Source organism: Planococcus beijingensis (assembly GCF_016820615.1).
Classification (GTDB): domain Bacteria; phylum Bacillota; class Bacilli; order Bacillales_A; family Planococcaceae; genus Planococcus; species Planococcus notacanthi.
On record NZ_JADHDZ010000003.1, the window covers coordinates 451,832 to 465,862 of the forward strand.

A 14,031-nucleotide genomic window follows, 5' to 3' on the forward strand; every position below is an offset into this window, starting at 1 on the left:
AGTTTTATTTCCCTAGACAGAACTGAGAGAATAATTGGTTCAGGAGGCCGTCATCTGCGGTATCTCCAATAATTTCGCCAAGGATTTCCCAAGTTCGAGTGACATCGATTTGAATCATATCCACGGGAACTTCCATTTCGGCTGCTCCGATCGCATCTGAAATAGTTTGATGTGCCTGATGCAGCAATGCGATGTGGCGCACATTGGATACATAGGTCATGTCCCCTGCTTCGATCTCTCCCTGGAAGAACAGGTCAGCAATCGCTTCTTCAAGCTGATCGATCCCTTCTTCTTCAATCAGAGAAGTGGTCACCAACAATTTATCGCCCGCCAGTCTCTGTACTTGTTCCAAGTCGATTTTCTGCGGCAAATCGGTTTTATTGATAACGACAATATAGTCCATATCCTTGACTGTTTCAAACAGCAGCTCATCTTCCGGAGTCAGTGCTTCTGCATAATTCAGAACGTAAAGAATCAAATCCGCTTCCTTCAACACTTTTCGTGAACGTTCAACACCGATCCGTTCGACAATGTCTTCCGTTTCCCGGATGCCTGCCGTATCGACTAAACGCAATGGAACACCACGGACATTTACGTATTCCTCTATTATATCACGGGTTGTTCCCGCTATTTCTGTGACAATGGCTTTATTTTCCTGAACAAGGCTGTTCAATAAAGAAGATTTTCCGACATTGGGACGCCCCAAAATGACGGTTGAAAGCCCTTCTCGCAAAATTTTGCCTTGTGAGGAAGTCTGCAGCAATTTCTCGATTTCCGATTGCACCCATTTTGATTTTTCCAGCATAACCGGACGTGTCATTTCTTCCACATCGTCGTATTCCGGATAATCGATGTTCACTTCCATTTGGGCAATTGATTCCAGTAATGCCTGGCGCAATGTACCGATCAGCTTGGATAGCCGGCCTTCCATCTGGTTGAGTGCAACATCCATGGCACGATCCGTCTTCGCGCGAATCAAATCCATCACTGCTTCTGCCTGCGACAAATCGATGCGGCCGTTCAAAAATGCCCGTTTGGTGAACTCGCCGGGCTCTGCAAGTCTTGCTCCTGCGCGCAACGCCAATTCCAGTACTCGATTGACTGAAACAATTCCACCGTGGCAATTGATTTCAATGACATCTTCACGTGTGAAGGTTTTAGGGGCTTTCATGAGGGAGACCATAACTTCCTCCACTACTTCCTCTGTGGCCGGATCTTCAAGATGTCCGTAATGGATGGTATGCGTAGGCTGAACAGCCAACGCTTTTTTGCTGGGAGCCCGGAATAGTTTGTCCGCAATAGCTACAGCTTCCGGCCCGCTCAAACGGACGATGGCAATTGCCCCTTCTCCGCTCGGTGTCGATATGGCAGCGATTGTGTCGAATTCCATGATGTTTCCTCCTCTTAAAGAAAAGCGTTCGCGCTGGCTGTGGATAACAAATAAAACAACGCGACAGCCCGATTACCCAAATCTATGTTTATAACTTTATTTTGAGCTTTAAAAAAGTTGTCCACATGTGGACAACCAATAAATGTACATGGCTTTCTAACATACTACAATAGCATAAAACGGCTGAAATCAAAAGACACAGCGCTTCGCCTTAATAAAATTCCGCTTCAAAAGTTCACAAAGCTTTTTGTATTGGCTTAGTTTAATGCGAAATCTCCGTATTTCCGGCTTTCCAACAATTCAAATTTCATTTTTCATGTAGAAACTGAAACTCCCCTATCTTTTTAATCACTGCAGCCGCTTAGCTATACAAGAAATACAGAGATTCCGGGAAAACCATAGAAATTCTTGTTTGAAGCAGCATATTCGGCATAAAAAAAACCGCCAGATCGGCGGATTCAAGCTTATTTATGAGGTTCAATGACCAGATAACGGTTCGGATCTTTTCCTTCAGAATGCGTATCAATGTCTAGACGTCTTGATAACGCCTGATGAATGACTTTTCTTTCATAAGAAGGCATCGGTTCGAACTGTACACGCCCACCAGTCCGGATCGCTTTATCCGCCATCCGGTCTGCCAACTGCTCCAGCGTCTCTTGGCGGCGCTCCCGGTAATTCTCAGCGTCCAATTCAACCATCATAAACTGATTTGAGTATTTATTGGCAACAAGCTGTGCCAATTGCTGAAGGGAATTCAAGGTTTGTCCCCGTTTTCCGATCAGCATCGCCACTTTTTCGCTTTCCAAGTAAAAATTCACTTTTTTCCCACGCTGCTCATGAGTAATCGATAAGTCCTCAATTTTCATGCCTTCCGCAATGGATTGGATGTAATTTTTTGTCTCTTGGATTGCTTGTTCATTGGAAAGAGCCGGAATCGCTTCCTCTTCTTCCTCTTTTTCAGGCAATAATTCAGGTTTCCCCTGAACTTCTTCAAGTTTTTTCGGTGTTTCATCCAGTGGCTTTTCCGAAATCGGCGTTTTTTCAATAACCGTAACTTCGACTTCTGCTTTTTTGGCTCCGAAGCCTAAAAAGCCCTTTTTCTGCTCCTGGATAATCTTGATGCTCACTTCTTCACGTGTAACTTGGAGTTTTTCTAATGCTTCAGATATCGCGTTTTCAACAGTTAAACCCGTCTGCGTAATCTGTTTCACTTTTTAACCCCTCCTGCTTTCGTTTTAACAGGTTGCTGCACTTCTTTTTTCTCCCATGGACGGTAGATGAACAGGTTTTGAATAAGTGAAATGATATTTCCAATAACCCAGTAAAGTGTCAATGCGGACGGCAAGATAATACCAAATCCAATGATCATTACCGGCATGAAATACATCATGATCTTCATTTGTGGATTGTCCATAGCTGGTCCAGTCCGCAAAACGATAAACTGCATCAACCCTGCGATTACCGCTAAAATAATGCTTGGTTCTGCCAATGGGAAGATGAGAAACGCTCCCAAATCGATTTCAGGTGTGTTGTTCATTCGGCTGATTGCGTGATAGAACCCAATCAAGACAGGCATTTGGATCAAGACAGGCAAACAACCTGCCATCGGATTAACGCCTTTTTCCTGGAACAACGCCATCATTTCTGTTTGGTATTTCTGTTGCGTTACAGCATCTTTCGACTTGTACTTTTCTTTTAACTTAACAAGTTCAGGCTGTACTTCCTGCATACGCTTCGAACTTTTCGTTTGTTTGATCATCAATGGAAGCATTACCAATCTGATGATGATCGTAACGGCAATAATCCCGAAGCCATAAGTTCCCAGTAAATTCTTGAAGTACGTGATGGCTGATACTAACGGCCAAACGATAAATTCGTTCCAAAACCCTTCACTCTGGTCACTGATTGGCTGATCAAACTCCGTACAGCCGGAAAGCAGCAACGTAACTGCAATCAGTGAAATAAGTAAAACTAATTTCTTATTCACCCTTCTTCCCCCAAACTAATTTCAATTACTTCTATAATAACATCTATTCGGCACGGTCTTCTACTTCTTGGGTAATGCACGTGCTATTTTCAATACGTGTTCAAGACTTTTCTTGCTTTCATGAAAATCCAATGTGGCCGCCTGTGGTCGGGCGATGATAATGTAGTCTGCATTCGGCAGCAAATCGTCCTTCAATTCCAGGAACGTTTGCCGGATATACCGTTTAACACGGTTGCGGGCTACTGCATTTCCTACTTTTTTGCTGACGGACAATCCCAGGCGAAATTCGGGCTGCTCACCTTTTAATACGTAAACAATAAACTGCCGATTCGCAAAAGATTTTCCTTTTTTGAAAACATGCTGGAACTCTTTGTTCTTCTTGATCCGTTGGTGCTTGTTCATTCTTTCACCTGCTTATTTTAATGCCTCTCCGCTAAAATGCAGCAGAAAAGAAAAAAAGACCACTGATGCGGTCAGTGGACTTAAGCTGATAATACTTTTCTTCCTTTGCGACGGCGTGCAGCGATGATTCTGCGTCCGTTTTTTGTGCTCATACGTGCTCTGAAGCCGTGTACTTTGCTGTGTTTACGTGTATTTGGTTGATATGTGCGCAATGTCATTATAAGACACCTCCTATATAAAGAGTTAACTATTTTTCTAAAGACAGTCTCGACTATTATAAAGGCGCACGGGTATAAATGTCAATATCTTATTGTAAAACCTCTTCAGATCCTCTTCTTCTCCATCTCTTAAGTTATACACAGTTTCTTTTTTTATCCCTTGATCCCCTGTGCATTAATTTTTTCTAAAAAATAATTATCCACATGCCTTATCTACAGTTTTTTAACATAAGAACTCCTTGTGGATAGATCCAATGTGAACAAAAAAAGAAATGTGGATAACTTAAAGAACTTCTTGTGTTGTCTCATCTTTTTTGGTAACATTAACTTGTTTTCACTTGTTAACAGTTTTCACCCTAAATAAGTTATCCACAAATTGTGGGTAAGGTGTGGATAGTTATTCACCACCTTGTTTGCAAATGTTATCCACAAGCTGTGGTTTTGTGTATGGTATACTCTAAAATATAATTGCATATAAAGGAGACGAGCTATTGGAACACTTAGACGAACTATGGTCGAGTGTCTTAGCCCAAGTTGAAACCAAAATCTCCAAACCAAGTTTTGAAACATGGTTAAAATCGACAAAGCTTTTATCCTACCAGGATGATACAGTCACTATTTCAGCGCCTAATTCTTTTGCACGTGATTGGTTGGAAAACCATTACGTCCATTTGATTACAGGGATCTTATCGGATTCCACCGGCGATGATATGATGATTAAATTTGTTGTGCCAAAAGATCAGGATATGGATGATTTTCAACTCCCTGCACCTCGCATTAAACCGGGGCAAGACCAGCAGCAAGAGTTTTTGCCTGGTATGCTGAACCCTAAATATACTTTTGACACATTTGTCATTGGTTCAGGTAACCGCTTTGCCCATGCCGCCTCTTTGGCCGTGGCCGAAGCTCCAGCAAAAGCTTATAACCCGCTGTTTATCTATGGGGGAGTAGGACTTGGGAAGACACATTTAATGCACGCAATCGGACATTATGTCCTCGAACACAACCCGAATGCTAAAGTGGTTTACTTATCTTCGGAAAAATTTACGAACGAATTCATCAATTCGATCCGTGACAATAAAACTGGAGAATTCCGCGATAAATACAGAGGTGTCGATATTCTTTTGATTGATGACATCCAGTTTTTAGCGGGCAAAGAGCAGACCCAGGAAGAATTCTTCCATACATTCAACACGCTGCATGAAGAATCCAAACAGATCATCATTTCAAGTGATCGGCCGCCAAAAGAAATTCCAACACTGGAAGATCGGCTCCGCTCCCGCTTTGAATGGGGCTTAATCACTGATATTACCCCGCCTGATCTGGAAACACGCATCGCCATTTTGCGCAAAAAAGCAAAAGCTGATGGTTTGGATATTCCAAACGACGTTATGACCTATATTGCCAACTCCATCGACTCCAATATCCGTGAATTGGAAGGGGCTTTGATCCGTGTTGTGGCTTACTCCTCTCTCATCAACCGTGATATGAGTGCAGAATTGGCAGCTGAAGCCTTAAAAGACATCATGCCGAATTCCAAGCCGAAAGTGATTACGATTTTGGACATCCAAAACGCGGTCGGTGAGCAATTCAACGTCAAACTGGAAGATTTCAAAACAAAACGCCGCACCAAGGACATTGCTTATCCGCGCCAAGTGGCGATGTATTTGTCCCGTGAAATGACCGATTTCTCTTTGCCGAAAATTGGTGAAGAATTCGGAGGCCGTGATCATACGACGGTTATTCATGCGCACGACAAAATTTCTAAGATGCTGAAAGATAATCAACAGCTTCAGCAAGATGTAAAAGACATCAAAAGTTCACTCGGCAAGTAAAATTCCTTGTGGATAACCCAATAAATAGGCAAGCAGTTTATGCACAGACTGTCTACATGTGGATAAGCTGCTTTTATTGACTTTAAAGGGCTTATCCACATATTCACAGGCCCTACTACTACTATTACTTTAAAAGCCTTTAAATAAAATATATATATAAGCGAGGTTCGAGAATGAAATTCGAGATAAAACGTGAGCGACTAGTTGAAGGATTAAACGATGTAATGAAAGCAGTAAGTTCAAAAACGACCATTCCGATTTTGACGGGAATTAAAATGGACGTTTCTTCTGAAGGAATGAGATTGACAGGAAGTGATTCTGACATCACGATTCAAACGTTTATTCCAGCTGAAGAAGATGGAGAGCAGATCATCCAAGTAACCGATGGAGGAAGCATTGTTCTTCAAGCCAAAGTTTTTGGTGAAATCATCCGTAAATTGCCGACAAATGAAGTGGAAATCGAAATCACAGGAAATTTCCAGACTCATATTCGTTCAGGGAAGTCTGAATTCCATTTAATCGGGTTGGATGCAATGGATTATCCACAATTGCCTGATATTCAAGATGATCGCCTGTTTACCATTCCAGCAGATCTATTGAAGACCATTAACCGAGAAACGGTATTTGCCGTATCAAGTTCTGAAACACGTCCTGTACTGACAGGCGTCCATTGGGAAGTCAAAGACGGGGAGCTGGTTTGTGTAGCAACTGACAGCCACCGTTTGGCACGCCGCAAAACAAAACTCGAAACTTTGCCAGAAGGGGAATACAGTGTGGTCATTCCCGGCAAGAGTTTGACTGAATTGAATAAAATTCTGGATGACACTTCTGAAGCAGTGGAAATCGTCATGACCAACCAGCAGGTTCTATTCAAATCCAAACACATTTTGTTTTTCTCCCGTCTTTTAGAAGGCAACTATCCGGACACCAGCCGCCTGATTCCGGCAGAATACAAAACAACTGTCACTGTAAACGGCCGTTCATTGCTTCAGGCAATTGACCGTGCATCCTTGCTGGCAAGAGAAGAACGCAATAACGTTGTACGCTTCTCCACAAATTCCGGCAGTGAAGTTGAAGTTTCATCTAATTCTCCGGAAGTCGGGAAAGTAGAAGAGCAGCTTCAAGCACAAAGCATCGAAGGAGAAGAATTGAAAATCTCTTTCAGTGCCAAATTTATGATGGATGCATTGAAAGCGATCGACGGACAAGATGTCGTCATCCAGTTCACTGGAGCGATGCGCCCGTTCATTTTAAAATCGGCATTGGATGATTCAATTTTGCAGCTTATTCTTCCCGTCCGAACCTATTAAATTTAAAACAGACCCTCAGGATAGCCATATAGGCTATCCTTTTTACTTTTTAGCTAAAATAGGGTAAAATAAAGGGATAGACTATGAATCGAAGGATGAGTGCATTTTGAGAGAAATCGGGATTGAGACTGAATATATTACGCTTGGCCAATTATTGAAAATGACAGACACAATAAGTTCTGGCGGAATGGCCAAATGGTTCTTAGGCGAACACGAAGTTTTTGTAAACGGGGAAGCTGAAAACCGCAGAGGCCGCAAATTGCGCCCTGATGATCTGGTCAACATTCCAGGGTTTGGAGATTTTCGTATCGTGACGGCTGAAGGCATGAGCTTCGATGCGGATTGACCGCCTCGAGCTTGTCAATTATCGAAACTACGAAACGCTGGAACTGGAGTTTTCTCCAGACATCAACGTCTTTATAGGAGAGAATGCACAAGGAAAAACCAATATCATGGAATCCTTGTATGTTTTATCCATGGCTAAATCCCATCGCACTTCCAATGACAAGGAATTGATACGCTGGGACGCCGAATATGGTAAAATAAAAGCTGATGTTTACCGTAAATACGGCAAACTGCCCCTTGAAATTACATTGTCAAAAAAAGGGAAGAAAGCGAAAGTCAATCATTTGGAACAACGCAGGCTGAGTGATTATGTCGGCCAATTGAATGTCGTGATGTTTGCTCCTGAAGATCTGCATCTTGTAAAAGGCAGTCCACAGGTCCGCAGACGGTTCATTGATATGGAAATTGGACAAATTTCTCCAGTTTATCTGCATGATCTAGTAACTTATCAAAAACTCCTCAAACAAAGAAATCATATATTAAAGCAACATTATGGGAAACAAACAATCAATGACGTCATGTTTGACGTTTATACCGAACAATTTATCGAGTCGGCTGTCAAAATCATCCGCAAGCGGTATCAGTTTATGGAGCTTTTGCAGAAGTGGGCTGAACCGATCCATCACGGCATTTCCCGGGGGCTGGAACAACTTGAAATCCGTTATCAGCCGATCAACGGTTTAAAGCCCGACTGGACGCCTGAGGAAATGGCGTCTTTTTTAGAGCAGAAATTGGCAGAGGTCAGGAAACGAGAAATCGAACGCGGAGTGACGCTGGTGGGTCCACACCGTGATGAACTTCAATTTTTCGTGAATGGTTACGATGTCCAGACTTACGGCTCACAGGGACAGCAACGCACCACTGCCTTATCTCTGAAATTGGCGGAAATCGAATTGATCAAGCAAGAAGTCGGAGAAGCGCCGATCCTGTTGCTGGATGACGTCCTATCCGAATTGGATGATTACAGGCAATCGCATTTATTGAATACGATCAAGGGGTCTGTCCAGACGTTTGTCACAACAACCAGTGTGGAAGGCATCCAGCACGAAACGATTCAAAGTGCCCGCTTGTTTGAGGTTTCTGCCGGGACAGTCAAGAAGTGAAAACAAATGCCTTATGCACCCGCACATATCCTTTGAATAGCTGAGCCGTCATTTAATAAGAAAATCAGATGCCGGCTGTTTTTGTGCGGCTGCTTGTCTGTTTGGAAATCAAGAGTTTGTTTATACAAGAGAAAGAAATGCGTAAGAAAGAGCAGGTGAATGGAATGTCTATGGAAGAAAAAGGTCTACAGGAATCATATGAAGCCAATCAGATTCAAGTATTGGAAGGATTGGAAGCCGTTCGTAAAAGACCGGGTATGTATATCGGTTCTACGGGTTCAAGAGGACTTCACCATTTGGTTTGGGAAATCGTTGATAACAGTATAGATGAGGCATTGGCAGGTCATTGTACAGAAATCCAAGTCTCAATCGAACCGGACAACTGGATTCGCGTAGAAGACAACGGACGCGGAATCCCTGTCGGCATGCAGGAAAAAATGGGGCGCCCGGCAGTTGAAGTTATTATGACGGTATTGCACGCTGGCGGTAAATTCGGGGGCGGCGGTTACAAAGTATCCGGCGGCCTCCACGGTGTTGGGGCTTCGGTCGTCAACGCTTTGTCTGAAGTTACGGAAGTATACGTCAACCGTGACGAAAAACGCCATTACATCAAGTTCGAACGTGGTGCTGTAACAGAAGATCTTCACGTGATCGGTGATTCAGAACATACCGGCACAACGATTCGTTTTAAAGCAGATTCTGAAATTTTCAAAGAAACGACCGTTTACGAGTTTGATATTCTTGATCACCGCCTTCGTGAGCTTGCCTATTTGAATCGCGGCTTGAAAATCGTGGTAAGAGATGAGCGTGAAGGTGAAGAGAAAGAGAAGAACTATCATTTTGAGGGCGGCATCAAGTCCTATGTCGAACACTTGAATAAAACAAAAGATCCACTTCATGAAGAAGCGATTTTCGTTGAAGCCGAAAGAGAAGGAATCACTGTTGAAGTAGCTATGCAATACAATGCCGGCTATGCAGCGAACATCTTTTCATTCGCCAACAACATCAATACCCATGAAGGCGGAACGCACGAATCGGGCTTTAAAACGGCTTTGACTCGTGTGGTCAATGATTATGGCCGCAAAAATGGCATGTTAAAAGAGCAGGATCTTAACTTGACGGGTGACGATGTGCGTGAAGGCTTGACTGCCATCATTTCCATTAAGCATCCGGATCCACAGTTTGAAGGCCAGACAAAAACCAAACTGGGCAATACGGAAGTCAGCACAATCGTCAATAATTTATTCTCTGGCGGATTTGAGCGGTTCTTATTGGAGAATCCTTCCGTTTCGCGAAAAATTGTTGAAAAAGGCATCATGGCTTCCCATGCACGGATGGCCGCTAAAAAAGCCCGTGAATTCACGCGCCGCAAATCCGTGCTTGAAGTATCCAGTCTTCCGGGTAAATTGGCAGATTGTTCATCACGGGATCCGAAAGTCAGTGAAATCTATATCGTTGAGGGCGACTCAGCCGGCGGTTCTGCAAAATCAGGGCGTGATCGCCATTTCCAAGCGATCCTGCCGCTTCGTGGGAAAATCCTCAACGTAGAAAAAGCCCGTCTTGACCGGATTCTTACCAACGCTGAAATCCGCAACATCATTACAGCGCTTGGAACAGGGATTGGCGAGGAATTCAATTTGGAAAAAGCACGCTACCATAAAGTCGTCATCATGACCGATGCGGACGTCGATGGTGCCCATATCCGCACCTTGCTGCTGACGTTCTTTTTCCGCTACATGCGTCCATTGCTTGAAGCAGGCTATATTTATATTGCCCAGCCGCCTTTGTTCCAAATCAAACAAGGCAAGCACGTGGATTATGTTTACACAGACCAACAGTTAAAAGAGGCGCTTGAAAAATTGTCTCCGACACCGAAACCGAATATTCAACGATATAAAGGGCTTGGAGAAATGAACGCTACACAGCTATGGGATACGACAATGGATCCGGATGTTCGGACATTGCTCCAGGTGACATTAAACGATGCGATGGTGGCGGACGAAACTTTCCATATCCTAATGGGAGACGACGTCGAACCACGCCGTAACTTTATCGAAGAAAATGCGAAATACGTTAAAAATTTGGACGTTTAAGTGATAGAGAGTTGAGAGGAGGCTGCAGGTATGGCTGAACGGCCTAGCAGTGGTGTTGAAGAAATAAATATAAGTACGGAAATGCGGACTTCATTTTTGGATTACGCAATGAGCGTTATCGTTTCCCGTGCTTTACCGGATGTGCGTGATGGACTGAAACCTGTCCATCGCCGCATTCTTTATGCAATGTACGATTTAGGGATCACTTCAGATAAAGGCTATAAAAAATCAGCGCGTATTGTCGGAGATGTTATTGGTAAATACCATCCCCACGGTGACACAGCTGTTTATGAAACAATGGTCCGCATGGCACAGGATTTCAGCTACCGTTATATGCTGGTAGATGGACACGGTAACTTCGGGTCGGTTGATGGCGATTCAGCAGCTGCGATGCGTTACACGGAATCCAAAATGTCGAAAATTTCCATGGAATTGCTCCGTGATTTGAACAAAAACACAATTGATTACAGAGACAACTACGATGGACAAGAAAAAGAGCCGGTTGTTTTGCCGAGCCGTTTCCCGAATTTATTGGTCAACGGAACTTCAGGCATTGCAGTTGGTATGGCTACCAATATTCCCCCTCATCATTTGGGTGAAACCATTGATGCTGTTTTAGCATTGGCTGAAAACCCGGCAATTACTACGGAAGAGCTGATGGAATTCATTCCAGGACCTGATTTCCCGACCGGCGGCATCATCCTTGGCCGCAGCGGTATTCGCCGTGCCTATGAAACGGGCAAAGGCTCCATCCTGATCCGTTCAGTAGTAGATATTGAAACAAAAGCCAACGGCAAGGAAGTCATCATCGTCAACGAAATTCCTTTCCAGGTGAATAAAGCCCGGTTGATCGAAAAAATTGCCGAGCTTGTACGCGACAAGCGGATTGATGGCATCACCGACCTTCGGGATGAGTCTGACCGCAACGGCATGCGCATCGTTATTGAAGTGCGCAGAGATGCGAGTGCGAGTGTGTTATTGAATAACTTGTACAAACAAACAGCTATGCAGACAAGCTTCGGTATTAATATGCTGGCGCTTGTAGACGGCCATCCAAAAGTTCTTGGCCTAAAAGAAATTCTGTTCCACTACCTGGAACACCAAAAAGTAGTGATTCGCCGCCGTACGCAATTTGAATTGACGAAAGCGGAAGACCGCGCACATATCCTTGAAGGACTGCGTATTGCATTGGACCACATTGATGCAATCATCGCCTTGATCCGTGGATCACAGACTGCTGAGCAGGCACGCAATGGGCTGATGTCCGACTTCAACTTGACTGAACGCCAATCTCAGGCCATTTTAGATATGCGCCTACAGCGTTTGACTGGATTGGAAAGAGACAAAATTGAAGAAGAATATCAAGCTCTTGTCAAATTGATTGACGACCTTAAAGAGATTTTAGCGAATGAATACCGCATTCTTGAAATCATCCAGGAAGAAATGCTTGAAATAAAAGAACGTTTCAGCGACAAACGGAGAACTGAAATCACAACCGGCGGAGCGGAAATGTTTGAAGACGAAGATTTGATTCCAGTGGAAGCATCTGTATTGACGCTGACGCATAATGGCTATATCAAACGTCTTCCAGCCAATACTTACCGCAGCCAGAAACGTGGAGGGCGCGGCGTGCAGGGAATGGGTACAAACGAAGATGATTTCGTCGAACATTTGCTGTACACGTCTACTCACGATACGATCCTGTTCTTCACCAACAAAGGGAAAGTATACCGTAAAAAAGGCTATCAGATTCCTGAATACGGCCGTACTGCCAAAGGCTTGCCATTGGTCAACTTGTTGGAAATCGGCAAGGAAGAGAAAGTCACAGCTGTTATTCGTGTCAATGAATTCAAAGAAGATGCATTCTTCTTCTTTACGACGCGTGAAGGAGTCAGCAAACGGACCCCTGTGACGAATTATGCCAACATTCGCCAAAACGGTTTGATTGCCATCAGCCTTCGTGAAGAAGACGAACTGATTTCAGTGAAGCTGACAGACGGCAATAAGGAAATGGTCATCGGTACTAGAGACGGTGCCTTGATCCGATTCCCTGAAACCGATATCCGCAGCATGGGCCGAACTGCCAGTGGCGTTCGGGGCATCCGTCTTCGTGAAGGAGATGCAGTGGTCGGCATGGAGATTTTGGATCCAAACGACAATGTATTGGTCATCACGGAAAAAGGATACGGCAAACAGACGAAAGAATCCGAGTACCGCGTTCAATCCCGAGGCGGTATGGGAATCAAGACTTGCCAGATCACCGACAAAAACGGACCTCTTGTTGCGGTACGGACGGTGAATGGAACAGAAGATATTATGCTGATTACCGTCAATGGCATTTTGATCCGTATGGATGTCAACGATATTTCAACGACGGGCAGAAGCACACAAGGGGTTCGCTTGATCCGATTGGGTGAAGACGAAATTGTGGCAACTGTAGCTAAAGTGAAGAAAGATATTGAAATGCCTGACGATCTGGAAGACATCGATGAAGATGTTGAGAAAACTTTGATCGAAGAAAGTGCTGAAGCAGATGTTTTCCAAGACGAAGACGTTGTAGCTGATGAGAAGATTGATGATATAGAAGAAACTCCAGAAGAAGACGAAGAATAATTGAATTTTTGCAGCCGGCTGATCATATTCAGCCGGCTTTTTTTTATGGAAACAGCGAGCAATGAAAAGAATGCGGACATTCTCGCCTGCAGGAGCGGGAACTGCAGTTCAGCCATGGCTTTTGATGCGTGGCAGGAAGACGATGGGAATTTCGTGAGGCGATAAGAATTTTCTTAGCTGAAACACTGGCTGTTCAGAGAGTTGTGCGGTGAGAATGAATCTTCCGGATTAAACAAACGGATTAGAGTCGTACGAATGCAGTAGCGTCTGCCCGCAATAAACTTGTAGCGTTTGTTTCTTCTATCATTAAGAGAAAGAGAAAAGTATTGGAGGGCTTTCGTTTTTATAAAAGCCGGAACTCTATAGAATATGATGGTTTAGTCTTTGAAAGTGGGACTGTTCGGCGCCGTCTTATGGTTGATTCCTTTTGGTAGCCAGCAAGCTTTTCGGTAAAGTCTTTCTTTTGGCAGTAAGACAGCAACAGCACATGCTGCAAAGATTATAGAGTGGATCATGCGGTATCTGCAGACTGGATCAAGGCTTTACTGCAAGCCTTATTCTTTGGCAAAACTTCAGTTTTTTCATTTTTACCACAGGCATTTTTATTAGTTTTAAAGTTTTTTGCAGAAAGTGTTGACTTCTATTACGTAAGCATGGTATATTAGTTGAGTCGCCAATGAGCGCGGCAAACAACTTGAACCTTGAAAACTGAACAGCAAAACGTCAACATACAGC

At 43.8% G+C, this 14,031-nt stretch carries 11 protein-coding genes; 6 read left to right on the plus strand and 5 right to left on the minus strand.

Annotation, left to right across the window (positions count from 1 at the left end; translation table 11 throughout):
- Positions 1-4 precede the first annotated feature (4 nt).
- The 5 genes from mnmE to rpmH form a co-directional block, all read right to left on the minus strand.
- Complete coding sequence (gene mnmE / locus IRE19_RS10840) at positions 5-1,390, minus strand: tRNA uridine-5-carboxymethylaminomethyl(34) synthesis GTPase MnmE (RefSeq protein ID WP_191714531.1); 1,386 nt, start codon at positions 1,388-1,390, stop codon at positions 5-7.
- 464 nt (positions 1,391-1,854) lie between these two features.
- Positions 1,855-2,601 (minus strand): RNA-binding cell elongation regulator Jag/EloR, encoded by a 747-nt coding sequence (gene jag / locus IRE19_RS10845; RefSeq protein WP_203340395.1) that lies wholly within the window; start codon positions 2,599-2,601, stop codon positions 1,855-1,857.
- On the minus strand, positions 2,598-3,377 hold the full coding sequence (gene yidC, locus IRE19_RS10850; protein ID WP_191714529.1) for a membrane protein insertase YidC: 780 nt from the start codon (positions 3,375-3,377) through the stop codon (positions 2,598-2,600). The genes jag and yidC overlap by 4 nt, the downstream gene beginning before the upstream one ends.
- Positions 3,378-3,437: 60 nt before the next feature.
- Positions 3,438-3,779, minus strand: a complete 342-nt coding sequence (gene rnpA, locus IRE19_RS10855; RefSeq protein ID WP_191714528.1) for a ribonuclease P protein component — start codon at positions 3,777-3,779, stop codon at positions 3,438-3,440.
- An 80-nt stretch (positions 3,780-3,859) separates the two neighbouring features.
- Positions 3,860-3,997: a 50S ribosomal protein L34 gene (rpmH, locus tag IRE19_RS10860; RefSeq protein WP_038705267.1), complete on the minus strand. Its 138-nt coding sequence runs from the start codon at positions 3,995-3,997 to the stop codon at positions 3,860-3,862.
- Positions 3,998-4,488: 491 nt separating this feature from the next.
- On the opposite strand from rpmH, the gene dnaA reads away from it, so the two are divergent.
- The 6 genes from dnaA (at position 4,489) to gyrA (ending at position 13,296) form a co-directional block, all read left to right on the plus strand.
- Positions 4,489-5,832 (plus strand): chromosomal replication initiator protein DnaA, encoded by a 1,344-nt coding sequence (dnaA, locus tag IRE19_RS10865; RefSeq protein WP_191714527.1) that lies wholly within the window; start codon positions 4,489-4,491, stop codon positions 5,830-5,832.
- Positions 5,833-6,005: 173 nt separating this feature from the next.
- Positions 6,006-7,142, plus strand: coding sequence for a DNA polymerase III subunit beta (gene dnaN, locus IRE19_RS10870; protein ID WP_203340396.1), 1,137 nt, complete (start codon positions 6,006-6,008; stop codon positions 7,140-7,142).
- A gap of 106 nt (positions 7,143-7,248) precedes the next feature.
- Positions 7,249-7,488, plus strand: coding sequence for a S4 domain-containing protein YaaA (yaaA, locus tag IRE19_RS10875; protein ID WP_146555346.1), 240 nt, complete (start codon positions 7,249-7,251; stop codon positions 7,486-7,488).
- Positions 7,478-8,590 carry a DNA replication/repair protein RecF gene (gene recF / locus IRE19_RS10880; RefSeq protein WP_191714525.1) on the plus strand — a complete coding sequence of 371 codons (1,113 nt, stop codon included), beginning with the start codon at positions 7,478-7,480 and terminating at the stop codon, positions 8,588-8,590. The genes yaaA and recF overlap by 11 nt, the downstream gene beginning before the upstream one ends.
- 164 nt (positions 8,591-8,754) lie before the next feature.
- The gene (gyrB, locus tag IRE19_RS10885; RefSeq protein WP_191714524.1) at positions 8,755-10,683 is read left to right on the plus strand and encodes a DNA topoisomerase (ATP-hydrolyzing) subunit B; all 1,929 of its coding nucleotides are present in this window, start codon (positions 8,755-8,757) and stop codon (positions 10,681-10,683) included.
- Between the two features lie 30 nt (positions 10,684-10,713).
- The gene (gene gyrA, locus IRE19_RS10890; RefSeq protein WP_191714523.1) at positions 10,714-13,296 is read left to right on the plus strand and encodes a DNA gyrase subunit A; all 2,583 of its coding nucleotides are present in this window, start codon (positions 10,714-10,716) and stop codon (positions 13,294-13,296) included.
- Positions 13,297-14,031: the final 735 nt, after the last annotated feature.

Excerpts from the sequence above, each read along its gene's own strand:
- dnaN (WP_203340396.1), top strand. The coding sequence starts at position 6,006 with ATGAAATTCGAGATAAAACGTGAGCGACTAGTTGAAGGATTAAACGAT.
- rpmH (WP_038705267.1), bottom strand. The coding sequence starts at position 3,997 with ATGACATTGCGCACATATCAACCAAATACACGTAAACACAGCAAAGTA.
- recF (WP_191714525.1), top strand. The coding sequence starts at position 7,478 with ATGCGGATTGACCGCCTCGAGCTTGTCAATTATCGAAACTACGAAACG.
- mnmE (WP_191714531.1), bottom strand. The coding sequence starts at position 1,390 with ATGGAATTCGACACAATCGCTGCCATATCGACACCGAGCGGAGAAGGG.
- rnpA (WP_191714528.1), bottom strand. The coding sequence starts at position 3,779 with ATGAACAAGCACCAACGGATCAAGAAGAACAAAGAGTTCCAGCATGTT.
- gyrA (WP_191714523.1), top strand. The coding sequence starts at position 10,714 with ATGGCTGAACGGCCTAGCAGTGGTGTTGAAGAAATAAATATAAGTACG.
- gyrB (WP_191714524.1), top strand. The coding sequence starts at position 8,755 with ATGTCTATGGAAGAAAAAGGTCTACAGGAATCATATGAAGCCAATCAG.